The 17,231-nt window shown below is 74.5% G+C and carries 14 protein-coding genes and 1 pseudogene; 9 read left to right on the plus strand and 6 right to left on the minus strand.

From position 1 onward, the window contains the following. Nucleotides 1–174: 174 nt before the first annotated feature. On the plus strand, nt 175–2,205 hold the full coding sequence (locus IE177_RS07200) for a bifunctional glycosyltransferase 87/phosphatase PAP2 family protein (protein WP_190013896.1): 2,031 nt from the start codon (nt 175–177) through the stop codon (nt 2,203–2,205). Between the two features lie 168 nt (nt 2,206–2,373). Here IE177_RS07200 and IE177_RS07205 read toward each other — a convergent pair whose 3' ends face one another. The 6 genes and pseudogenes from IE177_RS07205 to IE177_RS07230 form a co-directional block, all read right to left on the minus strand. After that, nucleotides 2,374–2,787, minus strand: coding sequence for an aggregation-promoting factor C-terminal-like domain-containing protein (locus IE177_RS07205; protein WP_190013897.1), 414 nt, complete (start codon nt 2,785–2,787; stop codon nt 2,374–2,376). Nucleotides 2,788–3,152: 365 nt separating this feature from the next. Then, nucleotides 3,153–3,992, minus strand: a complete 840-nt coding sequence (locus tag IE177_RS07210) for an ECF transporter S component (RefSeq protein ID WP_190013898.1) — start codon at nt 3,990–3,992, stop codon at nt 3,153–3,155. Next, nucleotides 3,989–5,786 (minus strand): annotated as a pseudogene (locus IE177_RS07215) (ABC transporter ATP-binding protein). The gene IE177_RS07210 and the pseudogene IE177_RS07215 overlap by 4 nt, the downstream one beginning before the upstream one ends. Next, on the minus strand, nt 5,783–6,874 hold the full coding sequence (locus IE177_RS07220; protein ID WP_190013899.1) for an energy-coupling factor transporter transmembrane component T: 1,092 nt from the start codon (nt 6,872–6,874) through the stop codon (nt 5,783–5,785). The pseudogene IE177_RS07215 and the gene IE177_RS07220 overlap by 4 nt, the downstream one beginning before the upstream one ends. Before the next feature lie 373 nt (nt 6,875–7,247). Further along, nucleotides 7,248–7,937: an SCO2322 family protein gene (locus IE177_RS07225; protein WP_190013900.1), complete on the minus strand. Its 690-nt coding sequence runs from the start codon at nt 7,935–7,937 to the stop codon at nt 7,248–7,250. After that, complete coding sequence (locus tag IE177_RS07230) at nt 7,934–9,154, minus strand: SCO2321 family membrane protein (protein ID WP_190013901.1); 1,221 nt, start codon at nt 9,152–9,154, stop codon at nt 7,934–7,936. Before IE177_RS07230 ends, IE177_RS07225 begins: the two co-directional genes overlap by 4 nt. Nucleotides 9,155–9,455: 301 nt before the next feature. Here IE177_RS07230 and IE177_RS07235 point away from each other — a divergent pair, with 301 nt between their 5' ends. The 8 genes from IE177_RS07235 to IE177_RS07270 all read left to right on the plus strand — a co-directional run bounded on the left by IE177_RS07235 (nt 9,456) and on the right by IE177_RS07270 (nt 17,221). Continuing rightward, nucleotides 9,456–10,133, plus strand: a complete 678-nt coding sequence (locus IE177_RS07235) for a phosphotransferase (RefSeq protein WP_190013902.1) — start codon at nt 9,456–9,458, stop codon at nt 10,131–10,133. Between the two features lie 251 nt (nt 10,134–10,384). Next, on the plus strand, nt 10,385–10,966 hold the full coding sequence (locus IE177_RS07240; protein ID WP_190013903.1) for a helix-turn-helix transcriptional regulator: 582 nt from the start codon (nt 10,385–10,387) through the stop codon (nt 10,964–10,966). 218 nt (nt 10,967–11,184) lie between these two features. After that, the gene (locus IE177_RS07245) at nt 11,185–11,733 is read left to right on the plus strand and encodes a toxin (RefSeq protein ID WP_190014136.1); all 549 of its coding nucleotides are present in this window, start codon (nt 11,185–11,187) and stop codon (nt 11,731–11,733) included. Continuing rightward, entirely contained in the window at nt 11,730–12,881 is a 1,152-nt protein-coding gene (locus tag IE177_RS07250) for an MAB_1171c family putative transporter (RefSeq protein ID WP_190013904.1), read from the plus strand. The genes IE177_RS07245 and IE177_RS07250 overlap by 4 nt, the downstream gene beginning before the upstream one ends. Before the next feature lie 15 nt (nt 12,882–12,896). Beyond that, nucleotides 12,897–14,078 (plus strand): MAB_1171c family putative transporter, encoded by a 1,182-nt coding sequence (locus IE177_RS07255; RefSeq protein ID WP_190013905.1) that lies wholly within the window; start codon nt 12,897–12,899, stop codon nt 14,076–14,078. A 12-nt stretch (nt 14,079–14,090) separates the two neighbouring features. After that, nucleotides 14,091–15,542, plus strand: coding sequence for an NAD(P)/FAD-dependent oxidoreductase (locus IE177_RS07260; protein ID WP_229815919.1), 1,452 nt, complete (start codon nt 14,091–14,093; stop codon nt 15,540–15,542). 190 nt (nt 15,543–15,732) lie between these two features. Then, nucleotides 15,733–16,596, plus strand: a complete 864-nt coding sequence (locus tag IE177_RS07265; protein ID WP_190013906.1) for a tetratricopeptide repeat protein — start codon at nt 15,733–15,735, stop codon at nt 16,594–16,596. A gap of 61 nt (nt 16,597–16,657) precedes the next feature. Then, nucleotides 16,658–17,221 (plus strand): SRPBCC family protein, encoded by a 564-nt coding sequence (locus IE177_RS07270; RefSeq protein ID WP_229815920.1) that lies wholly within the window; start codon nt 16,658–16,660, stop codon nt 17,219–17,221. Nucleotides 17,222–17,231: the final 10 nt, after the last annotated feature.

A 17,231-nucleotide genomic window follows, 5' to 3' on the forward strand; every position in this document is an offset into this window, starting at 1 on the left:
CGTGGAACCGGGGCGCCTGCGGCCTGGGTCATTCAGGACAAAAGGAGGTCAACCTCAGGTGACGCGGGGGCTGCCTCGCGGCCTTCTCCCGCGGCCCGTGAGCCTCGTAGGGTTTCGCGCGAAACCCGGCGCACGGGGCGGCCGGTACGAAAACGGTGCGGAGGCCTACGAGGCGTGGCGAATGCGGATCACGGCGCGCGACCGGCGGACGCGTTAGGACCGGCCGGACCCGGAGCGCGGCTGCTCGCGGTCCGGCTCGCCCTGTGGGCGGTGGCGGCGGTCCTCGCGGCACGGCAGGTGGCCGTCGTCCTCACCACCCCGGACGGGGAGCGGCTCACCGACCTGGAGACCTGGGTCGGCCCCGAGGGCGTCCTGCACGTCAACGGCTCGCTCTACGACTCGACGGAGTTCACCGGCACCCCCTTCGGCGGCTTGGTCCTCAAGCCCCTCACCCGTTCGGCGCAGGCGGCCCTCGGCTGGGGCTGGACCTTCGGCTCCCTGCTGCTGGTGGTCGCCCTCGGCATGATCGCCGCCCGCGCGCTGCCCCAGCCGGTCGGCCGCCGGACGTCCCTGCTGGCCGCGCCGGTCGCGATCAGCCTGCTCATGCTGTCGCTGCCGGTCCGCAACGCCCTGTGGCTCGGCCAGACCAGCATCATCCCGGTGCTCCTCGTCCTGGTCGGTTGCTTCGCCGTCCGCGGCGAGCGCGCCGGCGGGCTGTGCGTGGGCCTCGCGGCCGCCCTCCAGCCGACGGTGCTGCTGTTCGTCCCCCTGCTGTGGTTCACCGGGCGCCGCACGCCCGCCGTCACCGCGGCCGGCACCTTCGCCGCCTGCACCGTGCTCGCCCGGGCGGCGATGCCGCACGACTCGTACACCTACTGGGTGCACCACATGGCGGGCGCGGGCCTCGGCGGGGAGGCGGACGCCAGCGCCAACCAGTCCCTGCACGGCGCCCTGCTCCGGCTCGGCCTCCACGGCCCGCTGGAGATCTGCCTCTTCCTGCTGCTGGGCGCCGTCACGGCCGTCCTCGCCCTGCGCCGGGCCGTCCGCTACGCCCGCGACGGCCAGTTGCTGCTCGCCGTCGCCGTCACCGGCTGCGCCGCGGTCGCCGTCTCACCCACCACCTGGCAGCACCAGCTGCTGTGGGTGCTGCTCGCGGTGGCCGGCCGGGTCGGCAGGCGGGCCTCCGACCGCTGCGTCTGGCCGACGGCCGTCATCCTGGTCACCACGCTCCCGGCCGGGATGATGCTGCCGAACATGTCGCCGCTGTATCCGCTGCGGGACAACCTCGTCCTGCTCGCGGCCCTGGCCGCCGCCACGGCCGTGCCCTTCCTGCCCCGCGCCTCGCCGTACCACCGGACACCGATCGCCACGGAGTACGCCCCGCAGGGCCCCGCACGCCTGCGCAGGACACCGTGGGCGCCGTTCCTGCGGCGGGTCCTCACCCGCCCGAACCTGCTCCTGGAGCTGCTCCTTCTGCGCGTCACCTACGCGGCCTACCAGCAGGTCCGCCTCGCCGCGACCGGCGGCACCAACTCCGGCGGCCGGGCGCGCGCCGAGCGCCACGGACAGAACGTGCTCGACGTGGAGCGCTTCCTGCGCGTCGACATCGAGCGCTGGGCCAACCACGCCGTCGTGCGGACCGGCTGGCTGCGGAACTTCTTCGACTTCTACTACGAGTCCTTCCACTTCCTGGTGCCGCTGACCGTCCTGGGCGTCCTGTACTGGCGCCGGCCGGCCGACTACCGCTGGGCGCGCGCCTCCCTCGGCTTCGCCACCCTGCTCGCCCTGGCCGGCTTCTGGCTCTTCCCGCTGGCTCCGCCGCGCCTGATGCCGGCGCTCGGCGTCATCGACACCGTCCACGGCGTGCAGGACTTCTCCAAGCCGGACTACGGCACCCTGACCGCGCTCACCAACCAGTACGCGGCGATGCCGTCCCTGCACTTCGGATGGTCCCTGTGGTGCGGAATCGTCATCGCCGTCATCGCCGTGCGGTGCTGGATGAAGGCCCTCGGCCTGCTCCATCCCTTCTTCACCGTCTCGGCCATCGTCGCGACCGGCAACCACTGGGTGCTGGACGCGGTCGGCGGAGCGGTGGTCGTCGGCGCGGGCTTCGGACTGTCGTACCTGTTCCAGGGGCCGCGGGCCGTCGCCACCGCCCGCCCCGCGCCCGCACCGGAGCGCCTGCCCGCCGCCGGCTCCCGCTGACGCCGCCGCGGACCCGGCGACTCCCGGCGGTGCGCCGCGCCGCCGGGGGGGAGCCGGACATGCGCGCGCACCCTCGCCGACAGGGCGAGGGTGCGGATGCGGGTGTGCGGCGCGGTGCCGCGGCGCCGCGGGAGGCGGCGCCGGGGAGGCGGCTCAGCGGCGGGCGGCTCAGTACCAGCCGTTGGCCTGCCAGAAGTTCCAGGCCTTGACCGGGCTGCCGTAGCGGTCGTTCATGTAGTCCAGACCCCACTTGATCTGGGTGGCCGGGTTGGTCTTCCAGTCGGAGCCGGCCGAGGACATCTTCGAGGCCGGCAGGGCCTGGACCAGGCCGTAGGCGCCGGAGGAGCTGTTGGTGGCGGAGGGGTTCCAGCCGCTCTCGTGCTCCACGATCTTGCTGAACGCGTTGTACTGCGCGGCGTCCGGGATCATCTTGTGCGCGATCGCCTGGGCGGAGGAGGCCGAGGTGGGGGCCGCGTGGGCGGACACCGACGTCATTGCCATACCCGCGGTGGCGACGGCCACGGCGGCGGTGGTGAGGGCCTTCTTCGGGGAAGCGATGCGGCGGATGAAGGAGACGGACACGGAGAACCTCTTGCGTTGGGGACAGTGGATCGCCCGCACGGGGAGGGCCACGCGCCGTGGCCGCATGCGTCGGCGCCGTGGCCCGTGTGGGCTCGTGGCGCCTGGCGACGTCGTCCAGAGAAGCAGGCCGGAAACACGTCCGCAATGACCCCTTTTACTAGTTGTGGCCGGATCGGCCGGGACCGGGCGCCCTGTGGCGTGGGTCTCGAACCCCAGGTCAGCGGGGGTGCCGGAAGGGGTATAACGGACAAATGGCACTACGGCCCGGCGTCGTAGGTGACGTGGGTCATGTGGGGTGCTTCACCGTCCCGCTCACCCCTCGCGAGCGGCCCCTCACCCAGCGGCGCGGACGGCTGTGCGGCCCGTCACGCGCCGGGCCCCTCGAAGGTGACCGGCGTCTCGAACGCGGCCCGCCTGGTGGCCCGGCGCAGCGCACGCAGCACCGCCGGGCCGAGAGCCAGGGTGAGGAGCGTCGTGCAGACGGCCCGGCCCAGGTCCCAGCCGAGCGAGGTGGCCAGACAGTAGGCGACGAAGCGGGCCAGGTTCGCGGGGACCGGGGCGTGCGGGTCGAAGGAGATGTTCGCGGCCGCCGCGCCGAGGAAGGGCCAGCCGGCCAAATTCATGAGCGTGCCGTAGGCGAAGGCCGCCAGGAAGCCGTACGCGGCGAGCAGCAGCAGCTCCCCCCGGCCGCGCAGCCGGACCGGGCCGGGCAGCAGGCCGGCGCCCATGGTGAACCAGCCCATCGACAGCATCTGGAACGGCAGCCAGGGCCCGACCCCGCCCGTCAGCAGGGCGGACGCGAACATGGTCACGGACCCCAGCGCGAAACCGAACCCGGGCCCGAGCACCCGTCCGCTGAGCACCATCAGGAAGAACATCGGCTCGATCCCGGCCGTGCCCGCGCCGATCGGCCGCAGCGCCGCCCCGGTCGCGGCCAGCACGCCCAGCATGGCCACCGCCTTCGGCCCGAGGTCCGACTCGGAGATCGTCGCCGCCACGACCGCGACCAGCAGCACCAGCACGCCCGCGAAGAGCCAGGGCGCGTCCTGCGCGTGGGCGCTCAGCTGCGCGGTGGGCGGGGCGAGGAAGGGCCAGCAGAAGGCGGCCACGCCGACCGCGCTGGTCAGCACCAGCGCGGCCAGGGCACGTGGGCCGAGACGGACGGCCCGGACGCGGGCGGTGGCAGGCGTACCGGGGCCGGTCATGCCAGCGCCTCCCGCACCTGGGCCACGGTCAGCCACTGCTGCGGGGCCAGGATCTTCGTCACCTGCGGTGCGAAGGACGGGGAGGACACCACTGTCTCGGCCGTCGGGCCGTCGGCGATCACCTCGCCCTCCGCGAGCAGCACCACCCGGTGGGCGATCTCGGCGGCCAGCTCCACGTCGTGCGTGGCCAGCACGATCGCGTGCCCCTGCGCGGCCAGCGCGCTCAGGTGGGCCGCCAGGCGGGCCTTGGCCGCGTAGTCCAGGCCGCGGGTCGGCTCGTCCAGCAGGAGCAGCGGGGGGCGGGCGGTGAGCACGACGGCCAGGGCGAGCGCCAGGCACTGGCCCTCGGACAGGTCGCGGGGATGCGTGTCGTCCGCGACGCCCGGCAGCAGTTCGGACACCAGCGCCCGGCAGGTGCCGGGCTCGGCGCCCGCGTCCCGGTCGGCCGCCGCGCACTCCGCGGCCACCGTGTCGGAACAGAGCAGGTCGCGCGGGTCCTGCGGCACGAGACCGACGCGGCGTACGAGGTCGCGGGGCGTGGTGCGGTGCGGGGTGACTCCGCCCACGTGGACCGTGCCGGAAGTGGGCGGTACCAGCCCGACGAGGGAGGCGAGGAGAGTGGACTTGCCGGCGCCGTTGCGGCCCATGAGGGCGACGGTCTCGCCGGGCGCGACGGCGAGGTCGACGCGGTGCAGGGCGGTGACGCGGTCCCGGCGGACGGTGAGGGCGTGGACCTCGGCGACGTCCTGGTGCGGGGGGCGAGCGGCGGGGGCGGGTCCGGTGATGCGGCGGCGGAAGAGGGAACGGCGGGGGGCCGGGGGCGCGGGGGGGCCCGGTGGTGGCGCCGGCCGGGAGCGGGGTCGCCCGTCGCCCTCGCTCGCGGGCCGCCGCCGCGCCCACCCGTGCCGCCCCGGCGGCACGACTGCCCGCGGCCGGGGCGGCAGGGCTGTCCGCGGATGCGGCTGCGGATGCGGATGCGGCGGTCAGGCGGTCCCGTAGCGGGGCTGCCCGGCGACGGGCGTCTCTCACGGTGAGCGGCAGGGGGGACCAGCCGGCCAGGCGGCCCAGGTCCACCACCGGCGGGTACACCGGGGACACGGCCATCACCTCGGCCGGGGAACCGGTGACCGGCGCCTCGCCGGGGCCGGGCAGCAGGACCACCCGGTCCGCGTACTGGACGACCCGCTCCAGCCGGTGCTCCGCCATCAGGACGGTCGTCCCCAGGTCGTGCACCAGCCGCTGGAGCACGGCCAGTACCTCCTCCGCCGCCGCCGGGTCCAGCGCCGAGGTCGGCTCGTCCAGCACGAGCACCCGGGGGTGCGGGGTGAGCACCGAGCCGATCGCCACCCGCTGGCGCTGGCCGCCGGACAGCGTGGCGATCGGACGGTTCCGCAGCCCGGCCAGGCCCAGCAGGTCCAGGGTCTCCTCCACCCGGCGCCGCATCACCTCCGGGGCGAGCCCCAACGACTCCATGCCGTAGGCGAGTTCCTCCTCCACGGTGTCCGTCACGAAGTGCGCGAGCGGGTCCTGTCCCACCGTGCCGACCACGTCGGCCAGCTCCCGGGGCTTGTGCGTCCGGGTGTCCCGGCCGGCGACCGTGACCCGTCCGCTCAGCGTGCCGCCCGTGAAGTGCGGGACGAGTCCGCTGACCGCGCCGAGCACGGTCGACTTGCCGACCCCGGACGGGCCCACGAGGAGCACCAGTTCGCCCTCCGGCACCTCGAAGCCGACGCCCCGGAGTGTGGGTGCGGCCGCGCCGTCGTACGTCACGCCGACGTTCTCGAAGCGGATCACGACGGCTCCTCGGTGGTGTGGTGCGGCTGGGGGACGACGAAGGCGGGCAGCAGGGCGAGCAGGACGGCGGCGGCGGGCCACAACGGCAGCGTGGGCGCGACCAACGGCACCACTCCCGGGTGCAGCGCGTCCGGATCGCGGGCTGAGGCGAGCGCCAGGAGCGCGGCGACCGCCGTCCCCGAGCCCGCGACCAGCCAGGCCCGCGCACCCCACGGGTCGGGGCGGTACCGGGTACGGAGCAGCCGGCGGCCGCCCAGCCGGAGGCCCGCGAGCGCGGCGGCCACGCCGGCGAGCAGCACCGGCAGCCCGTACGTGCCGCCCTCCGCGGTGAGCAGCCCGTACGTTCCGGCGCACACGCCGAGCAGGCCGCCGAGGGTGAGCGCGGCGGTCGTACGGCGGATGCGGGCGGGGACGTGCGCGGTACGGCCGTAGCCGCGGGACTCCATGGCGGCGGCGAGCGCGACCGAGCGTTCCAGCGCGCCTTCCAGGACCGGCAGCCCGACCTGGAGCAGGCCGCGCAGGCCCCGGTCGGGACGGCCGCGCAGCCGGCGGGCGGCACGCAGGCGCCGGACGTCGGCGATGAGGTGCGGCGCGAAGGTGAGGGCGACGACCACGGCCACGCCGGTCTCGTACAGCGCGCCGGGCAGGGACTTCAGCAGGCGGGACGGACTGGCCAGGGCGTTCGCGGCGCCGACGCAGATGAGCAGGGTGGCCAGCTTCAGGCCGTCGTAGGCGGCGAAGACGAGCGCCTCGGCGTTGACCCTGCCGCCCAGCCGGATGCCCTGCGCCCAGTGGGGGAGCGGGATCTCCGGGAGCGTGAACAGGGTGTGCGTGCCGGGGATGGGGGAGCCGAGGGCCACCGCGAAGAGGAGGCGGATGAGGAGGACGGCGAAGGCGAGTCTGGCGAAGGCGGCGTACGAGCGGGACCAGGGGGCGGGGGTGCGGTGCGTCGCCACGACGTAGGCGGAGGCGGCGATGAGGAGGGCGAGGAGGAGGGGGTTGGTGGTGCGGGTGGCCGCGGTCCCGAGGGAAAGGGCCCAGAGCCACCAGGCACCGGGGTGGAGCGAGGGCCGGGCACGGGTCCCCACGGCCGTCCGCTCCCCAGGGGCGCGGGGAACTGCGCGACCGGCCACGACGGCGCCGCAGTGGCACGCTTTGCCGCACTTGGGGCAGGCACGCGCCGACGCAGGCTGCAACTCCCCAGGGGCGCGGGGAACTGCGCGGCCGGCCACGATGGCGCCGCAGTGGCACGCTTTGCCGCACTCAGGGCAGGCACGCGCCGACGCAGACTCCAACTCCCCAGGGGCGCGGGGAACTGCGCGACCGGCCACGACGGCGCCGCAGTGGCACGCTTTGCCGCACTTGGGGCAGGCACGCGCCGACGCAGACTCCAACTCCCCAGGGGCGCGGGGAACTGCGCGACCGGCCACGATGGCGCCGCAGTCGCACGACACCCCGCACCTACACGGAGTCATCGCGTCGCCGTCGCGCCTGCCAGACCGCCGCTCCCGCCAGCACGGCCACCACCGCCGCGCCGATCGGCAGGCCCAGCGAAGGCCCGCTGTCCGAGCCGCCCTTGCCGTCCGCGTCGCCGTGCGTATCGTCCTGCGCGTCGCGTTCCTTCCCCGAGGTGCTCGACCCCGACCCCGTGGACACCTGCTCCCCGCAGCCCTTCCCCGGATACCCGGCGATGGCGCACAGCAGGGCGTTGGTGTCGTAGCGCAGGGGCTTGGCGACGGCGGCGAGGGCGTCGGCCGTCGTCGCGTCGTCGGACACGCGGGCGCACGCTGTGCGGCGGGCGGGCGGCGTCTCACCGGACGGGGCGTCCGAGGGCGTGCCGAAGTCGAGGACCAGCGCCACCCGCTTCGTACCCGGCTCGGCGGCCGTGTCCCCGCAGATGGCCGTGAAGTCCGCCGCGCCGCGCGGCCGGCTGGCGTCCGCGGAGTCCGCGCTCACCGCGAACCGGAAACCCTGCACCGCGCCGTCGTCCGGGCGGACCGTCGACGGGCCCTGGGTGGCGTACGTCCAGTGGCCGCCGGTGCGCTCCCAGAACGACCAGTAGCGGTAACCGGCGGCGTGCGCCCCGGTGGCCGGGAGCAGCAGGACGAGCGCGGCGAGCAGCAGGGCCACGGCACGGCGGACAGCGGTCACGGCTGCCGCTTCCTGCGGCCGCTGAAGAGGAAACCGATGCCGATGCCCGCGACGAGGCCGACACCGACGATCCACCACACACCGCTGCCGGAGTCGTCGTCGGACGCCTCGGCCTTCTCCTGCCCGGCGGCCTTCTCCGGCTGCGGGGCAGGGCCCTGGGCGTTGAGGGAGCGGACCAGATCGGTGCCGCCGAAGTCGGCGGGCCGCGCGCCGACCGCGTGCGCGGCGAAGACCAGCTGGGCGTACGCGGCCGGGCCGCTCTGCGCCGCCCACTGGGTGGCGTTCTTCTCCAGCCAGGCGTACGCCTTCTTCGCCTGCGCGGTCCGGCCGTCCGCCGCGAGCGCGACGACCGTGTCCGCGGTGTTGCCGAAGTCGGGCTGGTCCTTGGCGCCGGGCAGGGTGGACTTGAGGTGGCCGGTCCCGGCCACGGCCGACGCCAGGTACGCGCCGGCGTTGTCCGCCACCCGGGCCGGGGCCGGGTGCGCGGCCTTGGCGCAGGCGTCCTCGGCGGGCGCCTTGCCGGCCTCCGCCACGAAGCCCTTGCCGAGCGCCCCCAGTACACCGGCCGCCGTCGCGTCCGCGTTGGCGAGCAGCTTGCCCTTCTTGTCCGGCTGGAAGGCGAGCGCGCCGCCGCCGTCCTGGCCGCAGGGTATGGACCAGGCGGGCAGGGCGTCGTAAGGGGACTTGCCCGACTTGCGGACGTCCGCCGGGTCCGTGCCGGCCGCGGCCAGCGCACCGATGACGACGGAGGTGGAGTTGGTGTCGCTGGGGCCGCCCGGGTAGTAGCCCCAGCCGCCGTCCTTGTTCTGCACGGACTTGAGCCAGCCGACCGCCTTGGCGACGGCGCCGCCGCGCCCGCCGACCGCCTTCAGGGCCTGCACGGCCGCGGCCGTGCTGTTGCTGTCCGGCTTGACCGCGCTGTCGCAGGCCTTGCCGGGAGCGGCGCGGAAGGCGGCGAACGCCCCGTTCGCGCACTGCTGCCCGGTGAGCCAGTCCACGGCCCCGGCGGCCGGCCGGTAGCCGAGGGTGCGCTGGGCGAGCAGCGCCAGCGACTGCCGCCAGACACCGTCGTAGGTCGGGTCCGCCTTGCCGTACAGGCCGGACGGGATCGACACCTTGGGGGAGGCGGAGGGCGACGGACCGGCCGCCGTGGCGGGCGCTGCGGCGGCCAGCACGCCTATGACGGCGAGAGCCGCGGCGCTGCGGCGTACGTTCATGATCGGCGATGCCTCTCCTGCGGGGAGCCGGCTGCGCACGGGAGACACCCCGGGCGGCTCGGCCCCGTAAACCTCGACGGTGCCGTGCGCGGCGGGCCGCCGACGCACGCGAGCCGGTCAACGTCCCGTCCGGGGTGGTCCGGCTCACTGCCTCTCGGCGGTTCACGGTTGCGGGTCAGCGCCGGAATTGCACCGGCTTTCCCCCGTACGGGTGTGATGACGACGCCGCCACTTTACCGGCAGCCGCGCGCGGCCCGAGGGGTGGCTGTCGGCACACGCGACGGGTGACTAGGGTCACGCCATGAACACGACGGGGAAACTGCTGGGTTCGGGCCGCTCGGCCGACGTGTACGAGATCGACGACGCGTGGGTGCTGCGCCGGGACCGCGAGGCCTGGGGGGACGCGGCCGCCGAGGGGGCCGTGATGGAGTACGTGCGGGGGCACGGGTATCCGGTGCCCCGGGTGCGGCCCACCGGCTCGCGCACCGACCTGGTACTGGAACGGCTGTCCGGGCCGACGCTGCTGGACGCGCTCACGGACGGCCGGGTCGGCGCCGCGGAGGGCGGTGCGCTCCTCGCCGGGCTGCTGCGCCGACTGCACGCCGTGCCCGGGCGGGACGCGGCCGACCCGGACGCGCGCGTGCTGCACCTCGATCTGCATCCGGACAACGTGATGCTGACCCCGGACGGCCCCCGGGTCATCGACTGGTCCAACGCCGAGGACGGCCGGCCGGGACTGGACTGGGGCATGTCGGCGGTCATCCTCGCCCAGGTCGCCGTCGGCGGCGAGGCGCTCGCCGAGCCGGCCGGCGCGCTGCTCGCGGCACTGCTCGCCGACCCCTCCGGGCTCACCGGGGACGGCCTGGCCGAAGCCCGCCGGCGCCGCGCGGCCAACCCGACGATGACGCGCCGCGAGGTGGAGCTGCTGGGAGCCGCCGAGGAACTGGTCCGGCGGACGGCCGCCGGTGCGGGCGGCTGAGGGGCCCACCGGCAGCCCCGGCGGGGGAGAGGGGGAACACCCCGGATGCCGCTCCCCCATAGACGGCACCCGGGGCGGTCGGATCTTGCTCTCTGTGCCATGATCCTCACCCAACGCGTCGTCAACTGTCAACGATGGCTGCCGACTTGCGAAGGATCAGTTGTCACCCCCTGGTCGGGGGAACGGCCGACCCGGTAGCCTCGCGTCGATCCGAACACCGAACGGAACGACATGCCCAGGGGGGAAGCTCGGTGAGTGACGCGTACGCCTCGCTGGCCGATGTGCTGGGCCGGCTCGGCGAGTTGACCGGCTGCCCGGGCCGGCTGCCGGAGGCCCTCGACGTCGCCGACCTCTCCCACCGCACCGGCGTCCCCGTCCCCGTCGTCGTCGACCTGCTCGCCGGCGGCCGGGCCGCCGAGACCTGCCTCCCCCAACGCGTCCGCCAGCGACTGGACTTCATCCGGCAGACCAGGCGGCGGCCCGACGGGAAGCGGTACTCGCTGGGCGAACTGGCCGAGATCGCCGGAACCAGCCGGCAGTGGTTCAGCGAGTGGCGCAAGAGCGGACTGCCGAGTCTGGCCCACACCGACCGGCTGCGCCGGTTCTTCGGACTGCCCGCGGGCTTCTTCACCGCGGACGAACCGGAAGCCCTGCACCAGGCCCTGCAGCCGGTGCTGCGGGGACTGGAGGCGGAGGCCGACCCGCTGCTGCGGCTGCGCGAGACCGGACTGGTCCGGCTCGCCGCCCGCGCCCCGCAGATGAACGCACGCCAGCTCGCCACCCTCGCCGATCTCGTCGAGCTGATCACCTCCTCGGAGCGGACCGGGAGCTGACGGCACGACACGTCATCCGGACATGCGGTGGACCGCACGGCATCCCCTTTCCGCCGTACATCCCTTTCCTCCCGCCCCGGCCCACGCAGAAGGTGGCCGAAGCCGCCAGGAGTTGGCATATTGGCGATCAGGCGCGACCGTCCGGTCGCACCGGACAGCGGCACGCCGACCTGATCGCCGCTCCCAGCCAGTGTCAGCCGAAGGTCCTCGGGGGAATGGTGCGCACAACCCGGAAGATGCGCCGGTTCGCCAACGCGCTCATCGACCCCCTCAGAGTGCCGATCCCCGCCGACCCCGGCGATCTCCTGGACGCCCTGGTGGAGTCCGCGTCCCGGTGGCGCGGCCGTCCCATCGCCGTCCACCTGACGAACTTCCCGCCGCACACCTGCGCCACCGGACTGTGGATCGAACGCGCCACGCGCGACGACATCGTCATCGAGGCGGACGCCCCGCCCTGGATGAAGCTGGTGATCCTCGGCCACGAGCTGTGGCACATGGCCGAGGACGACCCGGCGCACCAGGCCGCGCACTCCGCGGGCCTACTGGCGCCGGCCGGCGCGGACGGCGCCCAGCCGTCCGCCGCGCGCACCCGCTTCCTGGACGCCGCGGAACAGCGGGCCGACCTGTTCGGCATGCTGATCGGCGACCGGCTGCGCCCCTGGCTGAACGCCGCCCCCGACTCCGTGTACGCGGCGCAGACCTCCCACAACGACGACCTCGCGGGCCGCATCGGGGCGGCCCTCAACTACCGCGGGGCCCAAAGGTGAGCGACCTGATCAACTACGTGAGTTGCGGGCTGCTGTGGCTGGGGATCCTGGCCAAGGCGCCCGACCTCGTCCGCCAGTGGCGCGACCCCTTCCTGCTGGCCATCACCAGCGTCCTGGGGTTCGCCTCCCTGTGCTTCCTCTTCGGCGCCCCGCGGACGGTGGGCTTCGTCAACCACGTCAGCGGCGTACCGAACCTCGCCGCGCCCCTGACTTACGCGGCCATCACGGCCTACGGCGCCGCGTCCCTGGTACTCGTCGTCAGCTGGCGCGGCGGCCCGGGCACCGCCCGCGCCATCCGCCGCTGGGTGCTGGGGTACACGGGCGTGCTCGGCGGCATCGCGTTCACGTTCGCCCTGGGCGACGCCCCGGTGGAACGCCGCACGGACTTCGACACCTACTACGCCACCACGCCGTACATCAGCGAGATGATCGTCCTGTACCTCGTCGCGCACCTCGCGGCCGTCGTCGTGACCGCGTACCGGTCGCTGACCTGGGCCCGGCACCTGCGCGGCTGCCTGCGGGCGGGACTGGTCACCATGGGCACGGGGACCGTCGTCGGCGCCGGTTACAGCGCGTCGAAACTCGTGGCCGTCGCCGCCCGCTGGTGCGGACGCGACTGGTCCGCCCTCGGTACGACGCTCTCGCCGGCCTGCGCCGGACTGGGCGCCGCGCTGACCGTCACGGGCACCGTGATCCCCCTGGTCGGCCCCTTCGTGGCGACCCGGGCCCGGTGCTGGCGGGAGTACGCGCGGCTCGGCCCCCTGGAGCGGGAACTGACGGAGCTGCTCCGCCGCGAGTACCTGAGCGTGCCCCGGCCCTTCTGGCCCTCGCCCACCCGCTGGCTGACCTGGCGCCAGAGCACCATCTACAACGGACTGCACTTCCTCGAGCGGTACTTCGACGCAGGGCTGTACCAGCGGACGTACACCGACCGGATGCGCGTGACGGGCGACCGGCACCAGGCGGAGGCCGCCGCCTGGGCCACGGCCATCACCGCCGCGGCACGGACCGTGAGCGAGAGCGGGCACGGGCTCGTCGTGGCCGGCGAGCCGGAACCGCGGCCGGACCGCCCGGACCTCCCCGCCCTCCTCCGTATCGCCGACGCCCTCGCCGAGAACAGTGGTGAGCATGCCCTGGCCATGTGCTGAACGGAGTTCTCGACCATGAGCCTCGTCGTGTACGCGGCAGCCTCGCTCTTCGCCGTGACCGCCCTGCTCCTCTTCCGCAGACCGCGCGTCGCGCTGCGAGACCCCCTGACGGCCTCCACCTGGGTCTCCATCTTCCTCGGCGGCCTCTGCTTCTTCTGCTCGGCCCCCGTCACCCTGGCCGCGGTCAACGACCTCACCGGCACACCCAACTTCGGCGCGCCGATGACCTACAGCGTCATCTCCGCCTACAGCGCCTCCCTGCTGATCCTGCTGATCAACTGGCGCGGCGGGCCGGCCGAACAGGTCAGGCGCTGGGTCGTACGGGTCGCCACGGTCTACAGCCTGCTGATCGCCGCCATCATCACGCTGTTCACCCTGGCGAGCGCCCCGGTCGAGCGGCTGCGCGACCTCGACACCTACTACGCCAACACGCCGTACATGCGCGAGATGATCGTCCTCTATCTCGTCGGCCACGGCGCCTGCGCGCTGATCACCTGCTACGTGTGCCTGCGCTGGTCCCGCGAGGTGACCGGCACCCTCCGTGTGGGCCTGCGTCTGATCATGGCGGGCCTCTCCGTCGACCTGCTCGGCTTCGCGCTGACGAAGATCACCGCGGTCGTCGCCCGCTGGACGCTGCACGACCTGGACGGTCTGTCCACCGACCTGGCCCCGCCGGCGTCCGCCGTGGGCGCCCTGCTGTGCAGTGCGGGCTTCGCGCTGCCCCGCCTGCTGCCCGCGGTCCTCGACCAGTGGCACAGCATCTGGGACTACCGCGCGCTCGCCCCGCTGTGGGCCGAGCTGGAGACGGTGCCGACCGCGCCCAAGCCCGCGCCGCCGCGCTGGCAACTGCCCCGAGGCCGCCTGTACTACCGCGAGATCCGCATCCTCGACGCGCTGCTCGCCCTGCAGTCCCGCTGCGACGGCAGGGTGCGGGAGACGGCGTACCGGCAGGCCAGGACCCAGGGAAGCGCCCCCGGCGAGGCCCATTTCATCGCCGCCGCGGCCATGGTCGTCGATGCCGCGCACCAGGCCCGGCAACCGCAGTCACCCGCCGGCCAGGAGCCGGCCGGAACGTCCCGTCTGCACACCGCCGTCTTCTCGGACACGGGCGAACTGGTGCAGCTGTCGCGGGCGTTGGCCAAGTCACCCGTCGTCGAAGCAGCTCGCGCGGGCGCGGCGAGAGCCGCCCGGAGCTGAGGGAAGAGAACCGTGAAGTCGACCAGAGCTGTTGTCATAGGCGCCGGTCCGGCCGGCCTGCTCGCCGCCGCGGCGTTGGCGCCGGTCGTGGACCACGTCGTCGTGCTCGACCGCGACGAACTGCCCGACGCCCCCGAGCACCGCCGCGGCGTGCCCCAGGACCGTCACGCCCACCTGCTCATGCCCGGTGGCCTGGAGGCGATCGAGCGGCTGCTGCCGCGGGCCGACGTGCGCAAGGACCTGCTGGCCGCGGGCGCCAGGGAACTGGCGCTGAGTTCCGGCATGCTGGCCCTCACTCCCGACGGATGGTTCCGCCGCTGGCGGCACCACAGCCACGTCACGATCACCTGCAGCAGGCCGCTGCTGGAGTGGGTGGTGCGCAGGGCGGTCCTCGGTACCAACGCCAACGTCGAGGTCCACCGCGCCCGGGTCACCGGGCTGCGGGGCAGCGCACGCCGGGTGCTCGGCGTGACCGTCGAGCCCTGCGCCGACGCCGGCTCCGACGCCCCCTTCCCGGCCGGCCACTGCGGCCACCGCCCGGCCGACGGGCGGCCGGCCGCACTCGACGCCGACTGGGTGGTGGACGCCAGCGGCCGGGGGACACGTGTCGTGCCGTGGCTCGAGGCGCTCGGCATCCACGGCATCGCCGCGAAGGACGTCGACTCCGGTCTGGCCAACGCCACCCGCGTCTACCGCACGCCCTCCGGGGCCCAGGAGTGGCCGCTGACCCTGATCCAGCCCGACCCCTACAGTGGCCGGCCCGGCCGCAGCGGCATGATCGTGCCCATCGAGAACGACCGGTGGATGGTCAGCCTCGGCGGGATGCGCGGCAGCGAACCCCCGAGCGACCCGGACGCCTTCCTCGAGTACGCCCTCGCCCTGCCCAGCCCCCTGGTGGGCCGGCTCATCGCCGCCGCCGAGCCGCTCACGGAGGTCTTCACCAGCCACAGCACCAGCAACTCACGCCGTTACCTGGACAAGGTCCGGCACTGGCCCGACCGCTTCGTCGCGCTCGGCGACGCCGCGGCCACCTTCAACCCGCTCTACGGCCAGGGCATGTCGGTCGCGGCACTCGGGGCCCTGGCGCTGGCGGAGGCCCTCGCGGACGGCGGCCTCGACACACCGGGCCTGGCCCGTGGCGTCCAGCGGGCGGCGGCCCGCTCCGTCGAGGCGGCCTGGACCACGGCGGTCAGCACGGACGTGCTGTACCCCGGCGTGGAAGGCGGCACGCCGACCGCGGCGGACCGCCTCACCGCGGCGTACTCGCGGCGGCTGACGCGGACGGCCACCGGCTCCTACGTGGCGGCGTCCGCCCTGTGGGACGTCACCACCCTGCGCACGGGCCCGGCGCGGCTGATGCGACCGGGCGCGATCCTTGCCGCACTCGCCGGCCCACCGCTGCCCCCGCTCTCGGGACCACCGCTGACGGACCGCGAGCGGGCGATCCTGTCGGCCATCGGCTGACGGACGGTGAGCGGGCGATCCTGTCGCCATCGGCTGACGGGGGCCGCCGCACGACGGCCGTGCACCGCCCGGCGGAGGGGACCGGGACCACTCAGGCCGGCGGCGAACCGGGCGCCCCACCCGGGAGGGGGACCGGCGGAGCCGCGGGGTACGCTCCTGCGGTTCCGGCAGGCCGAGCAGGGTGGAAAGCGTGCACAAGTCCGAGGCGAAGAAACTGGTCAAGCAGGCGTACGAGGCCTGGGACGCCGAGGACTGGACCACCGCCGCCGGACTCCTGGAGCGGGTGCTCGCCCACTTCCCCGACGAGGAGCCGAGCCCGGTGTGGTGGTACGACGCCGCGCTCGGCCACAAGTTCCTGCGCAACTGGGCGAAGGCCTACGAGCTGGGCCGCGAGGCCGCCGCCCGCGCCCCGCGCGGCGAGGGCGACCCGGCCCACTGGAACCTGGGCATCGCGGCCACCATCCAGCGCGACTGGGCGACCGCCAGACAGGCGTGGGCCGGCTTCGGCATCGAACTCCCGCCGGGTGACGGCGTGATCGACGCCCGCCTCGGCGCGGCATGCGTCCGCCTGGACACCGGCGGCGAACGGGAGGTCGTCTGGATCGACCGGCTCTGCCCGACCCGCGGCCGGGTCATGAACGTACCGGTGACGGCGGGCCGCCGCTTCGGCGAGATCGTCGTGCACGACGGCGAACCGAAGGGCCGCCGCGTCGTCGACGGCCGCGAGTACCCGGTCTTCGACGAACTCCTCCTCTTCGAGTCCTCCGACCTGCCCACGTTCACGGTGACCGTGGACGCGGGGGAGGCGGCCGACGTCGACGCCCTGATCGACCTCTTCGGGCAGAACGACTACGGCGCCGAGCCGGCGAGCGGCTTCGAGGTCCTGTGCGCCTGCTGCAGCGAGGGCACGCACGAACAGGAGCGGAAGGTCCACCCGGGCACCCAGCAGGTGTCCCTGGCCGCCCCGGAGGACGAGGCCCGGCGCCTGCTCGACCGGTGGGCGGCCCACACGCCGTCCGCCCGCGGCTGGACCGGCCTGCTGCCCGTCGCCTGACCGCCGGCCCCCCAAGGCGGCGCCGCTCAGGGCCTGTTGCCAATGTGGATCAAGAGCGTGGATGATCGGTGCATCCGACATCGAGGGGGAACACGTGCGGTATTCCGATGGTCCGACAGTGCACTGCGACGTCCGTGTCGAGGCGCCCCCGGCGCGGGTCTGGGCGCTGGTGAGCGACATCGCGCTGCCCGCGCGGCTCAGCCCGGAGCTGCAGCGCGCGGCATGGCTCGACGGCGCGGACCGGCCCGTGGCGGGGGCGCGCTTCGAGGGCCACAACCGGCATCCGCAGGTCGGCGAGTGGCGGACCGTGTCCTACGTGGTCGAGGTGGACGAGGAGCGGGTGTTCGCCTGGGCCGTCACGGACGCCGACGGCCGTTACGGACAGCCGGCCGTCGACCCGGCGAAGCCCCTGGCGACCTGGCGCTACGAGCTCCAGGCCGAGGGCGAGGGCACGCGGCTGCGGCAGTCGGCCTTCCTCGGTCCGGGCCCCAGCGGGGTCACCCAGGCCATCGAGCGGTGGCCGGACCGGGAGGAGGCCATCATCGACTTCCGGCTCGGGGAGCTGCGCGCCGGCATGGAGACCACCCTCCAGGGCATCAAGGCACTCGCGGAACAGACCGGCTGAGGGGCGACAC

The organism is Streptomyces lucensis JCM 4490 (assembly GCF_014650035.1).
Lineage (GTDB): Bacteria > Actinomycetota > Actinomycetes > Streptomycetales > Streptomycetaceae > Streptomyces > Streptomyces lucensis.

Excerpts from the sequence above, each read along its gene's own strand:
- IE177_RS07230 (WP_190013901.1), bottom strand. The coding sequence starts at position 9,154 with ATGAACGTACGCCGCAGCGCCGCGGCTCTCGCCGTCATAGGCGTGCTG.
- IE177_RS07235 (WP_190013902.1), top strand. The coding sequence starts at position 9,456 with ATGAACACGACGGGGAAACTGCTGGGTTCGGGCCGCTCGGCCGACGTG.
- IE177_RS07210 (WP_190013898.1), bottom strand. The coding sequence starts at position 3,992 with ATGACCGGCCCCGGTACGCCTGCCACCGCCCGCGTCCGGGCCGTCCGT.
- IE177_RS07255 (WP_190013905.1), top strand. The coding sequence starts at position 12,897 with ATGAGCCTCGTCGTGTACGCGGCAGCCTCGCTCTTCGCCGTGACCGCC.
- IE177_RS07270 (WP_229815920.1), top strand. The coding sequence starts at position 16,658 with ATGATCGGTGCATCCGACATCGAGGGGGAACACGTGCGGTATTCCGAT.